We start from the raw sequence: 18828 nt of genomic DNA, 5'->3' as shown, positions 1-18828 counted from the left end.
CTGCCGGGCTCCGCCGCAGCTTGAGCAGTTTCAGCGATTTTCAGCACTAACAGCAGCAATGAAAGGCGGCACCCTTCCGTGAAGTTCAGAGTCGAACGGGACGTCCTGGCAGAAGCCGTGACATGGACCGCCCGGTCGTTGTCTCCGCGGCCGCCCGTTCCCGTACTTTCGGGCCTGCTCCTGAAAGCTGAAGCCGGTACCGTCAGCCTTTCGAGCTTCGACTACGAGACCTCCGCGAGGCTCGAAATCCCCGCTGACATCAGCGCCGAGGGCACCATCCTGGTATCGGGCCGCCTGCTCGCGGACATCTGCCGCAGCCTGCCGTCCGCCCCCGTCGAGGTCGAAACCGACGGCAACAAGGTGACGCTCACCTGCCGCCGAAGCAGCTTCCACCTGGCCACGATGCCCGAGGCCGAATACCCGCCGCTGCCGGCCCTGCCGACGATCAGCGGCACTGTGCCCGGCGATTCGTTCGCCCAGGCCGTATCCCAGGTGATCATCGCCGCCAGCAAGGACGACACCCTGCCGATCCTGACCGGCGTGCGGATGGAAATCGAGGACGACCTCATCACTCTCCTGGCCACCGACCGCTACCGCCTGGCCATGCGGGAAGTCCCGTGGAAGCCTGCGACGCCGGGCATCTCCACGAGCGCACTGGTCAAGGCCAAGACCCTCAACGAAGTGGCGAAAACCCTGGGCAGCAGCGGCGACATCAACCTCGCCCTCGCCGACGACGACAGCCGGCTGATCGGCTTCGAGAGCGGCGGCAGGACCACCACCTCACTCCTGGTCGACGGCGACTACCCGAAGATCCGTTCGCTCTTCCCGGATTCGACCCCCATCCACGCCACCGTGCAGACCCAGGAACTGGTCGAAGCCGTGCGCCGCGTCTCGCTCGTGGCCGAACGCAACACGCCTGTCCGTCTCGCTTTCACCCAGGGCCAGCTGCACCTGGACGCCGGCACCGGCGAGGACGCCCAGGCCTCCGAAGAGCTCGAAGCCCAGCTGTCCGGTGAAGACATCACCGTGGCCTTCAACCCGCACTACCTCATCGAGGGCCTGAGCGTCATCGAAACCAAGTTCGTTCGATTCTCCTTCACCACCGCACCCAAGCCGGCCATGATCACGGCCCAGCAGGACGCCGAGGGCGAGGACCAGGGCGACTACCGCTACCTCGTCATGCCCGTCCGGCTGCCCAACTAGCCTGCCACTGCCGTGCCCCGGACCTCCGGAGCACGGCAGCTGCGGGCCATCACGGCCGTCCCCAACGAAGCACCCCAGCGCAGAAAAGAGTTCATCCCCGTGCACATCGGACTAATCGGCCTTGGAAAAATGGGCTTCAACATGCGTGAACGGATGCGCAACGGCGGGATCGAGGTCACCGGGTTTGACCGCAACCCCGACGTTGCCGACGTCGCCACCCTCGCCGAACTCATCGCCGCCGTCCCGGCGCCGCGCCTGATCTGGGTCATGGTCCCCTCGGGCGAGATTACCGACGCCGTGATCACCGAACTGGGCACCAAGCTCGACGCCGGTGACCTCGTGATCGACGGCGGCAACTCCCGGTTCACCGAAGACCAGAAGCACGGCGCAGCGCTGGCCGAAAAGGGAATCCGCTTTGCGGACTGCGGCGTGTCCGGCGGGGTCTGGGGCCTCCAGAACGGCTACGGCCTGATGGCAGGCGGCGATGCCGCGGATATCGAACGGGCACTCCCCGTCTTCGATGCGCTCCGTCCGGCAGGTGAGCGGGCCGACAGCTTTGTTCACGTCGGCGGCATCGGGGCCGGCCACTACGCCAAAATGGTCCACAACGGGATCGAATATGGCCTGATGCAGGCTTACGCCGAGGGGTACGAGCTCCTGGCCGCCAAGGAGATCGTCGCCGATCTTCCCGGAACATTCCGGGCCTGGCAAAAGGGGACGGTTGTCCGCTCCTGGCTCCTGGACCTCATGGTCAAGGCCCTTGACGAGGATCCCGGACTGGAATCCATCTCGGATTACGTCGAGGATTCGGGCGAGGGCCGCTGGACCGTCGAGGAGGCCATTGCCAACGCGGTGCCGGCCCCGGCGATCACGGCTGCCTTGTTCGCCAGGTTCTCCTCCCGCGAGGACAATTCGCCGGCCATGAAGATGGTCTCGGCGCTGCGCCACCAGTTCGGCGGCCACGCGACCCGGCCGGCCAAATAATCCTGCCCGGCCAATTGATCCTGCCTGTGAAGTCCTGAATCCCGCGTGTACCTAGAAAAACTCTCGCTCACCGATTTCCGCAGCTACGCCCAGGTCGATCTCAGCCTCGAGCCCGGAGTCACCGTCCTGGTGGGTTCCAACGGCATTGGCAAGACCAACCTGATGGAAGCGATCGGGTATCTGGCCACGCTCAACTCGCACCGGGTCAGCACGGACGCGCCGCTGCTGCGGTTTGGCACCGAGCGGGCCATGATCCGGGCCAAGCTGGTCCGTGGCGAGCAGTCCACCGTGCTGGAGCTGGAAATCAACGCGGGCCGGGCCAACCGCGGACGGATCAACCGGAGCAATCCGGTCCGCGCCCGGGACCTGCTCGGGATCTGCCAGACGGTGCTGTTCGCGCCGGAGGACCTGGCGCTGGTCAAGGGCGATCCGTCCAGCCGCCGCCGGTTCCTGGACGAGCTCCTGGTCAGCCTCATGCCGCGCCACGCCGCGACCAGGAGCGACTATGACCGGGTCCTTAAGCAGCGCAACGCGCTGCTCAAGTCGGCCCGCGCCGGAAAATTCAGCACCGGCCACGAGGCAACGCTCGATGTCTGGGACCAGCACATGGCCCGGGCCGGAGCCGAGCTGCTGCACGCGCGCCTGGAGCTGGTGGACCGGCTGCAACCGCACCTGAAAAACGCCTACGCGCAGCTGACCGACGGGTCCAAGGAGGCCGCTGCGGTGTACCGTTCGACGCTGCAGGACAGCCTGGACGACGACGGCACCACCTCAAGACCTGCGGATTCCAAACCTGCGGACGGAACCGCTGCCGAGGAGGCCGCACCGGCGGAAGACCTGCGCCTGCTCTCAGTCGAACAGCTCACCGACCGCTACATCCAGGCCTTCGCCGCAGCCCGGCGCAAGGAACTGGAACGGGGAATCTCGCTGGTCGGGCCACACCGCGACGAACTTGAGCTCGTGCTGGGCTCGGCACCGGCCAAGGGCTACGCCTCCCACGGGGAAACCTGGTCCATGTGCCTGTCCCTGCGGCTGGCCTCCTACTACGTCATGCTCGACGATGCCCGCACCGGCGGCTCGCCCCCGATCCTGATCCTGGACGACGTCTTTGCCGAACTCGACGTCCATCGGCGGCGTAAACTGGCGGCAATAGTATCCGGCGCCGAGCAAGTGCTGGTCACTGCCGCCGTCGAGGACGATATCCCGGCGGAGCTGACCGGACGGCGGGTGAAGGTCATCCCGGGAGGAATCGATGAGCAGGAAAATCGATGAATAAGGATACCGACGGCGGCCTGCAGCCCGGCCGTGACCCCGACGATATCGATGCCGCGCAGGCCGCATTGAACCGTATGCGCGACGCCGCCGCGGCCCGCGGCGAAATCCGGCGGGCGGTTCCGCGCTCCGGTGCCGGCAGCCAAAAACCCGCCCGCGCCGCCCGGGGAACCCGCGGGTTCTCCCAGTTTCACGGCACCGGCAGGGATCCGCTGGGCCTCGGAAAAGTCGTGGGACGCCTCGTGGCCGAACGCGGCTGGAGCTCGCCGGTGGCTGTCGGCTCCGTCATGGCGCAGTGGGCCGTGCTGGTGGGCCCGGAGATCTCGGCGCACTGCACTCCCGAGAGTTTTACCGACACCACCTTGCATGTGCGGACCGATTCCACGGCTTGGGCCACACAGCTGCGGCTGCTCAGCAGCAGCCTGCTGGAAAAATTCCGGACCGAGCTTGGCGATGGCGTCGTCACCAGCATCCAGGTGCTCGGACCCGCCGCCCCGAGCTGGCGCAAGGGCCTCCGGACGGTCAACGGCCGGGGTCCCCGCGACACGTACGGATAGCCCCGGCCCCTGGCGGGCACCGGATCTGAAGCACTTCTTGCAAAAACCCTTGAAAAATCCGCAAGCGGCGTGTAGGGCGCTTGAACGCCCCGGAGTCGTATAGGAACCCTAGGGCTGGACCCCGAAAGCCTTGCAGGGGGAGCCAGCGCCCTCCCAGCGGCACTTTCCCGCCCGTTTGGCGCCCTGGAATGCAGGTTTGGCCCCTATAACACGATAGAATCGGTGTAGATAACTGGGCGCCGGTGAAGCGTTGACTGAGTCCGTTTCCGACGCAATTTCTGCGTGCGGCGGACGGGATCCCCAAGTCAGCGGAAACACCCGGCGTCGTCAGTGACGTGCCTGTTGGCAGGAGCCTTTTCCACGGAAGGGGCAACGGCCGGCCTTCAACGAACATAGAGGAGTCGAAAGCGCCTGTGGCTAACGACAATGCAGAGATCCCGGCAGTGGAAGACGTAGCGGAAGCGGTGGAACAAGAGGCTGCGGCAGCGGCGCCGTCGGGGACCGCGACATCGCGCGAATACGGCGCCAGCGACATCACCGTACTTGAAGGCCTGGAAGCTGTCCGGAAACGTCCCGGCATGTACATCGGCTCCACCGGCCCCCGCGGTTTGCACCACCTGGTCTATGAAGTGGTGGACAACTCGGTGGACGAAGCCCTGGCCGGCTACTGCACGCACATCGAAATCGTGCTGCAGGCTGACGGCGGGGTCAAGGTGGTCGACAACGGCCGCGGCATCCCCGTGGACATGCACCCCACCGAGCACAAGCCCACTGTGGAAGTCGTCATGACGATCCTGCACGCCGGCGGCAAGTTCGGCGGCGGCGGATATGCCGTCTCCGGCGGCCTGCACGGCGTCGGCATTTCGGTGGTCAACGCGCTCTCCAGCCGGGTCGACACCGAGGTCCGCCGCCAGGGACACGTCTGGCGGATGTCTTTCGCCGACGGCGGCAAGCCGCAGGGCGGCCTGGTCCAGGGCGAGGAAACCACGGAGACCGGCACCACCCAGACGTTCTACCCCGATGCCAGCATCTTCGAGAGCACCGATTTCGACTTCGAAACACTGCGGGCCCGCTTCCAGCAGATGGCATTCCTCAACAAGGGCCTGCGCATCACGTTGACGGACGAGCGCCGCGCTCCGGAGGAACCGTCCGAGGACGACGACCTGGACCTGGACACCGTCCCCACCGAAGGCGAAATCCCCGCGGAATTCCACACCGTGGTCTATCAGTACGACGACGGCCTGCTGGACTACGTCAAGCACCTGAACTCCGGCAAGAAGGTTGATGTGGTCCACGAGGACGTCATCGCCTTCGAGACCGAGGACACGGAACGGCACATTGCCCTGGAAATGGCGATGCAGTGGACCAACGCGTACTCCGAGAGCGTCCACACCTACGCCAACACGATCAACACGCACGAGGGCGGCACCCACGAAGAGGGTTTCCGCGCCGCGATGACTTCACTCATCAACCGCTATGCGCGGGAGAAGAACATCATCAAGGAAAAGGAAGACAACCTCACCGGGGACGACATCCGCGAGGGCCTGACGGCAGTCATTTCCGTGAAGCTCTCGGAGCCGCAGTTCGAGGGCCAGACCAAGACCAAGCTCGGCAACTCCGAGGTCAAGGGCTTTGTCCAGCGCGTTGTCACAGACGGACTGGGCGACTGGCTCGAGCGCAACCCCGGCCCCGCCCGGGACGTCATCCGCAAGGCCATCTCCGCAGCCCAGGCACGCATGGCCGCGCGGAAGGCCCGGGACAACGCCCGCCGCAAGAGCCCGCTGGAATCCTTCGGCATGCCCGGCAAACTGTCCGACTGCTCCTCGAAGAACCCGGAACTGTGCGAGGTCTACATCGTGGAGGGTGACTCCGCCGGCGGCTCCGCCAAGCGCGGCCGCAACCCGGAGACCCAGGCCATCCTGCCGCTGCGCGGCAAGATCCTGAACGTGGAACGGGCCCGCCTGGACAAGGCGCTCGGCAATGCCGAGGTCCAGTCCATGATCACGGCCTTCGGCACCGGCATTGGCGAGGACTTCGACCTCGCTAAGCTGCGCTACCACAAGATCGTGCTCATGGCCGATGCCGACGTCGACGGCCAGCACATCACGACCCTGCTGATGACGCTGCTGTTCCGCTACATGCGACCCCTGATCGAAAACGGCTACGTCTACCTCGCGCAGCCGCCGCTGTACCGCATCAAGTGGTCCAACGCCCCGCATGACTACGTCTACAGCGACCGCGAACGCGACGCGAAGCTGCTCTCAGGCCAGGCCGCCGGCCGCCGAATCCCCAAGGACAACGGCATCCAGCGCTACAAGGGCCTCGGTGAAATGGACTACACGGAACTGTGGGACACCACTATGGACCCGGACCACCGGACCCTGCTGCAGGTCACGATGGATGATGCCCTGGCGGCAGACCAGATCTTCTCGGTCCTGATGGGCGAGGACGTTGAATCGCGCCGAAACTTCATTCAGCAGAACGCCAAGGACGTTCGGTTCCTGGACATCTAGCGGGCTTCCACGCCCCGAATATGCCCGGACTGATATATACCTGAAACGGAAAATATAGACTATGAGTGACGAAACACCCGAGGTGCCGGCCGGCTCCGAGCCCGTCCTTGAAGGCGCCATCCTCGACGGCGACGTGCTGACCGACCGCGTCGAGCAGGTGGACCTGCAGACTGAAATGCAGCGCTCCTACCTCGACTACGCCATGGCCGTGATCGTGGGCCGTGCCCTGCCGGATGTCCGCGACGGCCTCAAGCCCGTCCACCGCCGCGTGCTCTACGCGATGTTCGACGGCGGCTACCGGCCGGAGCGCTCCTTCAACAAGTGTGCCCGCGTCGTCGGCGAAGTCATGGGCCAGTACCACCCCCACGGCGACACCGCGATCTACGATGCCCTGGTCCGGCTGATCCAGGACTGGACCATGCGGTACCCGCTGGCGCTCGGCCAGGGAAACTTCGGCTCGCCGGGCAACGACGGCGCCGCCGCGCCGCGGTACACCGAAACCAAGATGGCGCCGCTCGCCATGGAGATGGTCCGGGACATCGACGAGGAAACTGTCGACTTCCAGGACAACTACGACGGTAAGAACCAGGAGCCGACTATCCTGCCGGCCCGGTTCCCCAACCTGCTGGTCAATGGCTCCTCGGGCATCGCCGTCGGCATGGCAACCAACATCCCGCCGCACAACCTCCGCGAAGTCGCCGACGGCGTCCAGTGGTACCTCGCGAATCCGACGGCCAGCCGGGAGGAACTGCTCGAAGAACTCCTCCTGCGCATCAAGGGACCGGACTTCCCGACCGGCGCCACGATCCTCGGACACAAGGGCATCGAGGATGCCTACCGCACCGGCCGCGGTTCCATCACCATGCGCGCGGTCGTCAGCGTCGAGGAACTCCAGGGCCGCACATGCCTGGTTGTCACCGAACTGCCGTACCAGGCCAACCCGGACAACCTGGCCATCAAGATCGCCGAACTGGTCAGGGACGGCAAGATCTCCGGCATCGCCGACCTCCGCGACGAAACCTCGGGCCGCACGGGCCAGCGCCTGGTGATTGTGCTCAAGCGCGACGCCGTGGCCAAGGTGGTGCTGAACAACCTCTACAAGCACACCCAGCTGCAGGACAACTTCGCCGCCAACATGCTCGCGATTGTCGACGGCGTGCCGCGCACGCTGAGCCTCGACGCGTTCATCCGGCACTGGGTCACGCACCAGATGGACGTCATTGCCCGCCGCACCCGGTACCGGCTGCGGAAGGCGGAGGAGGAAGCGCACATCCTGCGGGCCCTTTTGAAGGCGCTGGATGCGCTCGATGAGGTCATTGCCCTCATCCGCGCCTCCACCACCACCCAGGCCGCGCGCGACGGGCTGATGGAACTGCTCGAGATTGACGAGGTGCAGGCCACGGCCATCCTGGACATGCAGCTGCGCCGGCTCGCCGCCCTGGAACGCCAGAAGATCCAGGACAAGCATGCCGAGCTCGAGACCCTGATCACCGAGTACAACTCGATCCTGGCCTCCGAGGAGCGCCAGCGCGAGATCATCAGCACGGAACTGGCCGAAATCGTGGCCAAGCACGGCGACGACCGCCGCACCAAGGTGCTCATGGGCTTCGATGGCGACATGTCCATGGAGGACCTGATCCCCGAAGAGGAAATGGTGGTCACCATTACCCGCGGCGGTTACGTCAAACGGACCCGCAGCGACAATTACCGCTCGCAGCAGCGCGGCGGCAAGGGCATCAAGGGCGCCCAGCTGCGCGGAGATGACGTCGTGGAGCACTTCTTCGTCACCACCACGCACCACTGGCTGCTGTTCTTCACGAACCTCGGACGCGTCTACCGGGCCAAGGCCTACGAACTCGCCGAAGCCGGACGCGACGCCAAGGGCCAGCACGTGGCCAACCTGCTGGCCTTCCAGCCGGACGAGCACATCGCCCAGGTGCTGGACCTTCGGGACTACCAGCACGCGCCGTACCTGGTGCTGGCCACCAAGCGCGGGCTGGTCAAGAAGACCCGGCTGGAGGACTACGACACCAACCGGTCCGCCGGCGTGATCGCCATCAACCTGCGCGACGGCGACGAGCTCGTCTCGGCCCAGCTGGTTTCTGAGACCGACGATCTCATGCTGGTCTCCCGCAAGGGGCAGTCCGTCCGCTTCACCGCGACGGATGATGCGCTGCGCCCGATGGGCCGCGCCACCTCCGGTGTGACGGGCATGAAGTTCCGCGAGGACGACGAACTGCTCGCGGCCGACGTCGTCAAGGACGGCTCGTTCGTCTTCATCGTCACCGAGGGCGGATTCGCCAAGCGGACCGCGGTGGAGGAATACCGGCTGCAGGGCCGCGGTGGGCTCGGCATCAAAGTCGGCAAGTACCAGGAGGAGCGCGGGCACCTTGTCGGTGCCCTGATTGTCCAGGAAGAGGACGAAGTCCTCGTAGTCATGGAAGGCGGCAAGGTGGTCCGCTCTTCGGTGACCGGTGTGCCGGCCAAGGGCCGCGACACCATGGGCGTGATCTTTGCCAAGCCGGACAAGAACGACCGCATCATCGCCGTTGCACGAAACAGTGAACGCGGGCTGGAAAGCGAGGACTTGGCCGACGGCGAAGCGGCAGGTGAGGACGCAGAAAATCGGGCTTCCTCGCCGGATGACGTAACGTTGGCTGAAGATGGCGGACAGCAGGACGAGTCCGCAACGGCAGAATCAGTACCGGCCCCGGAGTCAGATGAGTCATCAGGCAATGCCGAGCTGGACGAAGACAACACCGGAGGTAACGAGTGAGTAATTCCGACTCATATCCCAAGCCGAGCAGCGGCGTGCCGAGCGGAGTGCGGCAGCCCGCCGCCGCACCGCGCGTAGGCGCCCCCTCGCGTCCGCAGCAGCGCCCCGGCGTGTCCGGCGCAGCCACGGGAACGGGACAGCGGCCCCCCGCACCCGGCCAGCGCCCCACGGTCCCCGGACAGCGCCCCGCCGTACCGGGCCAGCGCCCCGCCCAGTCCGGCGGGCAGGGCACTCCCGGGCTGATCAAGCCTGCTCCCAAGGCCAAGGTGCGCCGTGCCAGGCTGCTGGTCAGCAAGGTGGACCCCTGGTCCGTGCTGAAAATGGCCTTCCTGCTCTCCGTGGCTCTGGGAATCGTCACCGTGGTGGCGGCGATCGTGCTCTGGACCGTCCTGGACCTGACCGGGATCTTTGACCAGGTGGACAGCCTGCTCGGGACCCTCGCCGGCTCCGAAGGCGGCGGCTTCGAACTGAAGAAGGTGGCATCCCTGGGGCAGGTGGCGTCATTCGCCACCATCATCGCCGTGATCAATGTGGTGCTGCTGACGGCGTTGTCGATGCTTTCGGCGGTGCTCTACAACATTGCCGCGACCCTCGTCGGCGGCATCGGCGTGACCCTCACGGACGACTAATTCCCGTATTTTTCCGCGGATTCCCGCGGAAAAGGGCCTCGATTTGAGATCGGGCCGGGATGTGCTGTACAGTCATATCTCGGCCCGATGAGGCATCGGGGCGTATAGCTCAGGCGGTTAGAGCGCTTCGCTGATAACGAAGAGGTCCCAGGTTCAAGTCCTGGTACGCCCACGGAACCTGTACTGGTTCTGGCAGAGGTTAGTGAAGGTTCGTCCATGACAGAACCGGAACGGGGTGCATGTGAAGAAGTTGCTGGTTATCGCAGCCACGGTCGCAGGCGTCCTCCTCTACAGGAAAGTGCAGGAATCCGAAGCCCGGAAAGTGATCTGGAGCAATTCAACCGATACGGTTGACTAGCCCGGAACCCGGGGATGGAAGCTGGAAATCAGCTCTCCGGACCTAGGGTATGATTGTCGGGTTGCTTCTTATGGGGGCATGGCGCAATTGGTAGCGCACCTGCTTTGCAAGCAGGGGGTTCGGGGTTCGAGTCCCCGTGCCTCCACCATAGGAAATAGTGAAAAGAGCCAGGCGGCTAGACCGCCTGGCTCTTTTGTTTTCCCCGGAATGTCGCGGATTTTGCCAGCGCCGGCAGGATGTTCTGGTCTCACAACCAAACGCTGCTAGAAGCCCGGCCGGTAGTAGTTCGGTGAATTTTGGTAGTAATAGGTGTTAGGTTCAGTGTGCCCCGTGTGCCCCGGAATCCTGCGGAACTGGTGTCTTTATCTCCCTGGGTGCGCCCGGCGTGCGTCCGGCACCGACCCGGGAGCTGCCCGACCCAAATCTAGCCGAAGCTGTCGGCGGCAGCGGTGCGAGTGGTCGTTCAGCCCTTGGCGGCTTCAGAACACTCTGCAATCATGAACCCAACATGCAGGGAGGGATGACCCAATGTCTCCTCTTGATGAGGAAGCCCGAGCGTACAGAGAAGAAACAATTCTGCATATACGGAGGGGCATCCGGGGTGCCCAACTCCGGGTCACCTTGGACCAGCTACGGGGACGGCAGACGCCCTACGCAGTGAAGCGCCTGGCCCAGCGAACGCTCCCGAAACTGCCGTCTCCATTCGATACTTTGCGAACGCCGAATGGGAAGGTTCCGTCGGATCCGGCGTCACGGCGTGAAATGGCTCTGTATTTGCGCCGTGGGATCAGGTCCGCGCAGCTGAGGGTCGCCCTAGACGAGCAGCGGGGCCGTCCGACTCCCGAGGCTGTCAAGAGACTGGCCCAGAGAAAGCTTCCGACATGGTAGGTCGTGGGCTTGCCCTTAGCGTGGACGCATGCCCGTGGAACAGATCGAGGTGTTATCGTCCTCGTGGTCCTGTAGGGGCGTACAGATGCCCCCGCCGCGGATGCCCGTTTCGGGTCGTCTGCGCGCGCCGGCATTCACGAGGCCCTTCGGGAGCGCAGGCAGCACACCGCAGGAGCCTGTTCTCGTTATCGGTAAAACACTCCGCACACATACCCGGTCCTCCCGGACCGGAGAATCGGACGACTGATGGTGACCACAGAGATCGTGAACGCGTTTCGGCTCGAGAAGGAATTGGAAGACTATCTGGAAGCACATCTATCGCTTCCCGGACAGCGCCTGTTAGTCATCGGAAGGCAGGTTGAGAGGGGAAACCAGATAAAGCGGGGAAAGCAGGTCCTAACAGTCGGAGCACGAATCGACTTGCTCGCGATCGACGCGACCGGGGTCATCTACATCATCGAACTGAAGCTGGGTAAAGCCAGCGAAAGCATCATTGCCCAAATTCTCCGCTATCGCCGCAGGATTAAGCGGATGGACAGGGTGGAGCTCGTTCGGCACGTAGCGGACGGGCAACTCAAGCTCGACTTGGTCATGGCCTTCCGGCAGCATTTCGGTCACCCGCTGCCCGAGACGATCAACGGATCTCAGGTACTCGTCATCGCCGCAGCCTCCATCGACCCCAAAATCACTGACTCCATCCTGGAGCTGCTGGAGACGTCTTATTCAGTCGCAACATTCCGATACGTGGTCCGGTCAGGCACAGTCAGTTTCATCCCGTGTTGTCGCAGCGATCAGGACGTGGCTGAAGGCTCACACCTGGTGCCTATCGCGTCGGCGCCCCCCAAGCGCACCGCTGTGGCGCCAGGTCCAACCATTCGGATGCCCGTTGACGAGAACACCCGACGATTTTGGCTGGCTCATACTCAAGATTTCGCCTGTGTCGTGACCTTCAGATTCATTTACGAGCGCTACCAGCACTGGGTTCGCGCGCAAGATCCCGAAGCACGCCCCCGACAGGACGGACTGTTCGCTCGCGATCTATCTGCGATCGTCTCCGAGTCCAACGGGTGGATCCACGTCTTCGTCCCTCCACCTGGCAATAGGGCTGCAAACGACACACTCATGGCCCCGCCATCAGTTCGGACCTATCGCGCCCAAGGTCATTCCCATTCGGCATACCAGCGGAACCCCGTTCACTACGCCTCGGAACTCTAACGACGGTCACGGCAGCCCTCCCTCTTGCCTGACACCGTTCGGACTTCCTACTTGTCGTTCCTGGGGATGGGCGTGGACGGGGGGCGATCTCCGGAAACCTTGCCCCCATCCCTCCGTCGGGTTCGTTTACCTGACCCTTCATCTCGCTGCTACTTGTGCTCGACGGGCCTCATCAATCGAACAGATATCCACATGTGCATAATCCTGTGGGGAATGTGTGTTCGATAACGGTTGCGCATTCGTCCTAAAATTGAGCCGTGATCAAGGCTGGTTCCCCCGAGGACATGGACCGGATGATGGCGCGCCTGGACGCCGACAAGGTCCGTCCGATAGATGACACCTCGCCGATCCGGGACTTCCCGAAGTACGGCCGCCCTCTGGTGCAGGTCGGCAGCATCTATGGCAAGGCCGTCGCCTGGTCACGCGGCTACGGCCTCATCGAGTGGCTGGATCCCTCGGGCGGGTACCACCTGGGCTGGGCGCAATCGACCAGCATTAAGCGCGTGACGGCCGAGGAGTGGAAGGGAAGCAGCGGGCTATAGGGGGCTGGCGACGGGTCGCAGACATGTCAGAGAGTCAGCTCGCACTGAGGCGTCGAACGCAGGTGCTAATCGACGCAGGCAGTACTGGCATGCCGCGAAGGACTGAACCGGGATGCGATGGGAGCTCCGCCGTCCACCTTCCGAATCCAGGCCCATAGAAACTCTGGTGTGGCCGCGAACTTACACTCCGAGCTATTGCAGGACACGAACGGAACTGAGACAGCCGCAGTCGGGCGCGCCCCTCGATTTGCGGGTCAGATTCGCATGTCGGTGAAAGTGCGGTAACAATATCTGCATGGATCAAGTTCCCCAGCTACAGCCGCGCCCCTCCCTGCTTGGGATGCGACTCTACGGCCCCCCTCTTTCTGACGTGACCGTTCAGTTCGGTCCAGCGCTTACAGCTTTCTACGGTAGAAATGGTGCCGGCAAAACCTCTATTCTCAACGGCCTGCGAAACGCGTTTGCCGGACGAACAAAATACATTACTCAACTCATCATGCAGGCCGACAGCGGGTCGGTAGCTTTTGAGTGGGTAGTGCGGAGCATCAAAGAAACTGCCCGCGATCTTCCTTACAAGTTGAAATATGAAGGCACGGACGCTGATGTTATCGGGTACGCGATCCGCTCCTGGTTCCTATCGGGCGGAAGGCACTTTGATCCCTCCCTCAGCGAGGACGAGATAAAATCCGCGTTTGTCCATGAGTTAGCCGAACTGACCTCGATAGCCATCCTTCCTGCAGGTGGTGAGGAGTCATCTTGGGATGTCTGGCTCTGCATGCCTCCGCAAGGATCAGGATCCCCGGCCATCGAGGGAGCCGTGGCGCGGCTTGTCAATCTTTGGAACAAGGAGGACGAGCGGGAGACCCTGCTTCTAGCCAAAGAGGAGCAGCTTGAGGCGCAATTCGAAGCCGGGGAGATAACAGAAGGAAAGTTTTCGGAGAGACAAGACGAAATCGAAGTTGCGTGGGAAGAGATCGGTAAGGAAGTCGGATGGGGCGTTTTTGAACCAGTAGCAGGGTTCGCCTGGGACTTTGTTTGGTCCGACGATGCAGACAGCGTCAGACGGTTCATCAGCCGTATGCTTGGAGACGGCCTTCCAGTTCCCGTGGTCAAGCTCTTCTCCACCAAGACAATGCCATTCGAGTTGGAGGATGACGAGGACGACTCTGATCTAGACCGGGTTACAGCTGTGAAGCTGATGGCACGTCTCGATTCTCGGCCGGAGGAAGAAAAGGCGGCCCAAGACACAGACGAACTACTGCGTCGCTGGGTTCAGGAACTCGAAACTGAGGTTAATACTATCTACTCGACTCTCCTGCAGGATGCTCCTACTCTCACCCTTAAACTGTCACACCCGTCGCGGTGGCTGGCTGAAAAACCCGTGCAATGGATTGTTCGCTATGGCCACGAAGCCGTGCCTCTCATCTCACTCTCCCGGGCTGAACGTCGATGGGCCAGAATCGCCATCCGCAGGGCACTGGACTTCAACTCGCTTATCGCGGCTTCCGTCATTGACGAACCAGAAGCGGCGCTCCATCGCGCGGCTGAGCGGCACATGTCTGGGGGCCTCGAAGCACTAACGGCATTTGGACCCCAACTCATTCTCGCCACGCACTCTCCGGAAGTTCTCAACTCCAGTGCCACTAAGTGCGTCCATGTGTCGAAAACCGAGGGGAAAACGCGTGTCGGACAGGTTCCCGACTTGCGGCCGGAGTCCCTTGCAGTTTTGGGACTGTCTCCGTCCGACCTTCTGGGCCTTTACCGCATATTCCTCCTAGTCGAAGGTGTCCACGACGAGATCGTTTTGCGCGCCTTCTGCGGACCGGCCCTAGACGAAGCGAGGGTCAAGATTATCCCTATGCATGGAGGAAGGAATCTGCCTGGATCAATTGAGAGCCAGGTTCTGTTTGACCTCACAGACGCACATCTTGTCGCGGTATTGGACGATATCAGGATCCACGAAGTCAACGATGTGTGGAATGAAGCAGTGAAGCTATGGCAGTCCAACGAACAAGATCTGGCCATGACACGCCTGACCAGCGCATTCCGCGGGCGAAAGGGCAGCGAGTACGAGTGGATCACGAATTGGCTTGGGCGGGCGCTGAAGCACCAAGTACATTCACGCATAGAACCCTACGGTTTCCGTGCCCGCGACATTATCGAGTACCTGCCTGTCGAGGTGATGGTTCCAGAAGCCGAAAAGTCCTGGGACGATCTGCGGAGGGAACACGATCAGGCAATTCCGTCACTGGATAAGAGAAAGGGCCTTCATAACTTCAAACAGTGGCTGAGCAGGACCTACAAAGCTGACATATCCGTCAGCGCCATTAGCCGGGGCGCCGAAGCCGCGACAGATGTGCCTGAGGAGTTCCAGAAGTTCAGCTACCGGATACGTGAGATAGGGTCTCGAAGTAGGGCCGGGCGTTGATTCTGAAACGGAATATGACTTGCACAGCGGACCGGAGCACCATGAACGCCTATGGTGACCGCTGGAAGTAACGCGACCCAGTAACACGTCTGTGCTCCATCCCAGTAGTGCCGCGCGAATCCCGGACTCAACGTGGAGTTCGCGGCTGTCGAAGCTGGGGCGGGAGCACCTCAGTGCGTGTGGTGGCACTCGAAGCGGTCGTTGGGCCGGCCTGTGATGCTTATCGACGCGTTAGGCGGCCCCTGGTCCTTCCGGCCTGCCAACCGGGAACGGCGGTGTCCAGAAGTTTGACCTTTTCAGCTTCGAGCTCGCCGTGACGGTGCTTTTGTCGCTGGGCATGGACCCACACGCCGAGAGTGTGTTCCCGCTCAGAATCGCAGTTCTTGTGGCGGGGCCAATCGTTGCCTTCCTCACGGAAAACCACGAGCTGGGCCAGCCGCCGGTGCCATCTGGCTTCCTCGGCCGCTGCCCTGTGGTTCCAGCCCCACCCGGGGACACGGGCAAGGCCTTCGCCGTAAGCCGCATGAAGCGTGCCTTGGGCTGCCTCGCGGCGGCGGTCCGAGAGCCACCGCGCCATTGATCGTTCCTCTTTGTTCTCGGAGCGTTCGCGAGGGAGTTTGCCCTCGGCTTCAATCCAGGCGATGACCTCGTCCATGCGGGCAAGGCTCGAGGCAGAGGGCTTGGGTTTGGTGCCGGCGGCAGCCATGTGTGCCGCCTCGAGCCTCAGGTCCTGGCGGCGCGCGATGACAAGGTGGTAGCCGACGGTGGCAGGCTCAGCGCCGACGAGGTCAGCGATGCGTTTCCGGCTCAGCCCGAGCCGGTACATCAATACCCATTCCGCGTCAGGAGCGCGCCGCAACTTGCCGTCCATGATGGGTGTCATCTTGCCACGGGGCCGACTCAAAGGTCACCCGTGAGGGATGTTCTGATGCCGCTGGTGCTTGAAGTGGGCACCGATCGGAGTGTTCAGCATCCACCCGGTGCGACAGGGGCTATAGCCAGATATAGGAAGTTATAGGGGGTTATAGGAAAAACCCAATAACCCCCTATAACTTCCTATAACTGAGGGCGTGACCCTGTGGAAGCGCTTGGTGAAGGCTCACGTGCGCTGCCGCACTTGGACGCGTTGACGAATCCGAGGCCGCTCCTTCCAACTCCTCGGGGCATCCGATTGAGCTATCCGCGGCCGCGTATCAATGGTCTCAGCGAGCTCCGGGGACTGCGGTGAACAGTCCGGTTTTGAGCTGCAGTTCTCGGCAGGGCTGGATGGCCGATCAAGTCATCTGACGCATCGAGAGCCCACCCCGATTCGGGCGGGCTGTGTCCCATGGAATCAGTCAGATAGCTTGGCTTCCAGCCTGCCGCGACGAGGTTAGACCACACCCATCTGGTCATGCCGTTGGGAGCATTCGCTGCAAGTCTCGAGGTCCGTGTGATCGGCTGTGGGTACGAACCAATAGCCGCACAAACTAAGTACCGATGATCCCTCAACTTGGGCGTCAACGAGGCCATGTTTCCGGGCGTAGTGGGCGCGGAGGCCAATGCGGAGACCCCCCGGTACTGATTCCACGGGAAGGTTTCCTGTGCGGGAGAGTTCCTCTGAGTATGCCCGAGCAGCCGGGTCGATCAGAGCCGAGAATGCATAGGCGTCGTCTGTGTAGGTCGTCGAATGCCATACTTCCGCGTCACTTTGAAGAGCCGCGCGCGCGATCTGAACGGCAAGGTCAACTGCCTTTATTTGCTTGCGGTCGAGGACCGAGGCAACGAGAAAAACTTCCCCTAGCTCAACGCCGTCGACGTCGACTGATTCGATACTCATAGAGAGTTTCCCGATAGCGGCTCTTGAGGACGTGCGGGATGGCGCTGGAAATTCCAGTGTGAACGTCTCGCTGGGGCTTTGCAATGATTCGGCTAGCAACGCCAAGGCGCCGCAATGTATCTGCAGCTTCCAAGCATCCAGGGCCAGAATTTTGTCTTCGACCTTGCCGGCCAGGAGATCTTCTTCTGTGGGCAGCCAGGGTTGTGGACCTGAGCGGGTTACATCACGCATGAAGGCAGCGTAAAAATCATCGGTATCGCCTTGGCGGCGGACACCGGCGGCGCACAGCCATACGGTGCTCGTGCCAACAGTTGAATGGTCCGTGGCTGCACCTCTCCAACGTGAGGTCTTCTGTTTCCACCAGTGTGGTGCGGAAAGGCCCGAAATGCTTTCTCGCGACTCCGAACGCTGGTCGAGGCCAAAAGAGGCGTCGAAGTGCCTAACCAGCGGGTGATCGAGGGCGTTGAGGCGGGGCATGTTCCGGAGTTGAGCCGCTACCGAGGACTCCGGAGCTTCGCCAGCAATACATTTGTTGACGAGTGCACGAAGAGTCTTCGCGTAACGGTGATGGTTCGCATCATCCCAATCGGAAGTAAGGTCATCAACCAGGCACCTCAGGGTAACTCGTCTATCCAGCAACATCCGCCCAGCTTAGCTGGAGATCGAAATGCCGGCGTCGGGCTACTCCATCGAGTCGAGCAGGTCGTCTTCAAGCTCCTGACGCTTGGCGATGGACTGCGCATCCGCAGCGCGGAACGCCATCGTGCGGGTCAGGTATTCGCGGAGATCGACCATAAATATCCTGCGGTCACGCTCACCGACAACGTGGAATGGGAGCAGCCCGGCATCCAGAATCTTGTAGAGGTGTGTACGGCTGATTCCCAGCATCGCCGCGGCCCGGGCGGGGGTCAACTGGTCGTCATCACGTGCGACAGTGACGCCAACGCCGCTACGTAAGCCATCGCTCATCGCGCCCAATACCTTGCCAAGTTCCGAACCATCCGGAAGTGACGCACGCAGTCTACTCAGCGCATCAATTTCGTTCTCGGGCACGACGGAAGCGGACAAAGTGGTAGTCATGTGGAGTTCGCCTTCATAAGAGAACGCGCTAGCGTTCCGGGTCCAGGAAAATAATTTCTAGGTGTCACAAGTGTCACACCCGCCATGTCGCGCGTCAAGTCGCCGAAAATTGGATTCGTTTTCAGTGCCGTTCGTTTTTCATGAGCGGCGGGAAAAATGCTTCCTAGTGGAAAATTACCCCGGAGCGGATAGACCGCTGCGTTCGTGGGCGCGTCAGGGATGCCCGGGCGTGTCCTGTGCCTAGTCGTGTAGATCGAAGTCCAGATCCAGGTCCTGCGGTGTTCTGAGTCGTCGCCACGTTGAAGCGACCGGGCGGTGGGCAGGGCTAAAGCTATGGGCATCCGATCTACGGCGGTCAGCTGTTCCAGGTCGAGCCCAGTCAGCACCGGGACATCTCTGTTGGGCACCTGGAATGTGCGGAACCAACGGCCGCGACATTATGAAGTGCTGTGCCCTACCTTGGGCAGGAATCTCGGTGGTCGTCGGTCCGGGCGATGGGCCGGAGGGTCGAAAAATCCAGCAACATAATGACCGTTATGTTGTAACGATTTGAGCGGGGTTCCA

General features: G+C 62.5%; 14 protein-coding genes and 2 tRNA genes. 13 read left to right on the top strand and 3 right to left on the bottom strand.

All coding sequences use genetic code 11. The annotated features are described in order from the left end of the window. The first annotated feature begins 78 nt into the window (after positions 1–78). The 13 genes from dnaN to B5X90_RS10595 all read left to right on the top strand — a co-directional run bounded on the left by dnaN (position 79) and on the right by B5X90_RS10595 (position 15365). A complete protein-coding gene (gene dnaN, locus B5X90_RS10650) occupies positions 79–1203 on the top strand; it encodes a DNA polymerase III subunit beta (protein WP_079552761.1) in 1125 nt (374 codons plus the stop codon). A gap of 99 nt (positions 1204–1302) precedes the next feature. After that, positions 1303–2187, top strand: coding sequence for a phosphogluconate dehydrogenase (NAD(+)-dependent, decarboxylating) (gnd, locus tag B5X90_RS10645; protein ID WP_079552835.1), 885 nt, complete (start codon positions 1303–1305; stop codon positions 2185–2187). Positions 2188–2232: 45 nt separating this feature from the next. Next, complete coding sequence (gene recF / locus B5X90_RS10640; protein ID WP_079552759.1) at positions 2233–3459, top strand: DNA replication/repair protein RecF; 1227 nt, start codon at positions 2233–2235, stop codon at positions 3457–3459. Beyond that, positions 3456–4016 carry a DUF721 domain-containing protein gene (locus tag B5X90_RS10635; RefSeq protein WP_018775667.1) on the top strand — a complete coding sequence of 187 codons (561 nt, stop codon included), beginning with the start codon at positions 3456–3458 and terminating at the stop codon, positions 4014–4016. Before recF ends, B5X90_RS10635 begins: the two co-directional genes overlap by 4 nt. 413 nt (positions 4017–4429) lie before the next feature. Continuing rightward, positions 4430–6529, top strand: coding sequence for a DNA topoisomerase (ATP-hydrolyzing) subunit B (gyrB, locus tag B5X90_RS10630; RefSeq protein ID WP_079552757.1), 2100 nt, complete (start codon positions 4430–4432; stop codon positions 6527–6529). 61 nt (positions 6530–6590) lie between these two features. Beyond that, complete coding sequence (gyrA, locus tag B5X90_RS10625) at positions 6591–9305, top strand: DNA gyrase subunit A (protein ID WP_079552755.1); 2715 nt, start codon at positions 6591–6593, stop codon at positions 9303–9305. Further along, entirely contained in the window at positions 9302–9934 is a 633-nt protein-coding gene (locus B5X90_RS10620; protein WP_079552753.1) for a DUF3566 domain-containing protein, read from the top strand. Before gyrA ends, B5X90_RS10620 begins: the two co-directional genes overlap by 4 nt. Positions 9935–10032: 98 nt before the next feature. Beyond that, a tRNA-Ile gene (locus tag B5X90_RS10615) sits at positions 10033–10106 on the top strand. Positions 10107–10169: 63 nt separating this feature from the next. Beyond that, positions 10170–10292, top strand: coding sequence for a DLW-39 family protein (locus tag B5X90_RS21405; protein ID WP_306292825.1), 123 nt, complete (start codon positions 10170–10172; stop codon positions 10290–10292). A gap of 72 nt (positions 10293–10364) precedes the next feature. After that, positions 10365–10440: transfer RNA gene (locus tag B5X90_RS10610), tRNA-Ala, on the top strand. 986 nt (positions 10441–11426) lie between these two features. Beyond that, a complete protein-coding gene (locus B5X90_RS10605; protein ID WP_079552751.1) occupies positions 11427–12395 on the top strand; it encodes a hypothetical protein in 969 nt (322 codons plus the stop codon). A 257-nt stretch (positions 12396–12652) separates the two neighbouring features. After that, positions 12653–12937, top strand: coding sequence for a hypothetical protein (locus B5X90_RS10600; protein ID WP_079552749.1), 285 nt, complete (start codon positions 12653–12655; stop codon positions 12935–12937). A gap of 295 nt (positions 12938–13232) precedes the next feature. Then, complete coding sequence (locus B5X90_RS10595; RefSeq protein WP_079552747.1) at positions 13233–15365, top strand: ATP-binding protein; 2133 nt, start codon at positions 13233–13235, stop codon at positions 15363–15365. A gap of 220 nt (positions 15366–15585) precedes the next feature. On the opposite strand, the gene B5X90_RS10590 is transcribed toward B5X90_RS10595, so the two are convergent. The 3 genes from B5X90_RS10590 to B5X90_RS10580 all read right to left on the bottom strand — a co-directional run bounded on the left by B5X90_RS10590 (position 15586) and on the right by B5X90_RS10580 (position 18264). After that, positions 15586–16248: a helicase associated domain-containing protein gene (locus B5X90_RS10590; protein ID WP_256860172.1), complete on the bottom strand. Its 663-nt coding sequence runs from the start codon at positions 16246–16248 to the stop codon at positions 15586–15588. Positions 16249–16737: 489 nt separating this feature from the next. Beyond that, positions 16738–17661, bottom strand: a complete 924-nt coding sequence (locus B5X90_RS10585) for a DUF3039 domain-containing protein (protein ID WP_179129108.1) — start codon at positions 17659–17661, stop codon at positions 16738–16740. A gap of 204 nt (positions 17662–17865) precedes the next feature. Beyond that, complete coding sequence (locus B5X90_RS10580; protein ID WP_079552740.1) at positions 17866–18264, bottom strand: helix-turn-helix domain-containing protein; 399 nt, start codon at positions 18262–18264, stop codon at positions 17866–17868. Positions 18265–18828: the final 564 nt, after the last annotated feature.

The organism is Arthrobacter sp. 49Tsu3.1M3 (assembly GCF_900168135.1).
Classification (GTDB): Bacteria; Actinomycetota; Actinomycetes; order Actinomycetales; family Micrococcaceae; genus Arthrobacter.
The sequence above is the reverse complement of the archived record's forward strand: the minus strand, read 5'-3'. Positions and strand labels throughout refer to the sequence as shown.

Excerpts from the sequence above, each read along its gene's own strand:
- B5X90_RS10635 (WP_018775667.1), top strand. The coding sequence starts at position 3,456 with ATGAATAAGGATACCGACGGCGGCCTGCAGCCCGGCCGTGACCCCGAC.
- gyrA (WP_079552755.1), top strand. The coding sequence starts at position 6,591 with ATGAGTGACGAAACACCCGAGGTGCCGGCCGGCTCCGAGCCCGTCCTT.
- B5X90_RS10605 (WP_079552751.1), top strand. The coding sequence starts at position 11,427 with ATGGTGACCACAGAGATCGTGAACGCGTTTCGGCTCGAGAAGGAATTG.
- B5X90_RS10595 (WP_079552747.1), top strand. The coding sequence starts at position 13,233 with ATGGATCAAGTTCCCCAGCTACAGCCGCGCCCCTCCCTGCTTGGGATG.
- B5X90_RS10590 (WP_256860172.1), bottom strand. The coding sequence starts at position 16,248 with ATGACACCCATCATGGACGGCAAGTTGCGGCGCGCTCCTGACGCGGAA.
- B5X90_RS10585 (WP_179129108.1), bottom strand. The coding sequence starts at position 17,661 with ATGCCCCGCCTCAACGCCCTCGATCACCCGCTGGTTAGGCACTTCGAC.
- B5X90_RS10580 (WP_079552740.1), bottom strand. The coding sequence starts at position 18,264 with ATGACTACCACTTTGTCCGCTTCCGTCGTGCCCGAGAACGAAATTGAT.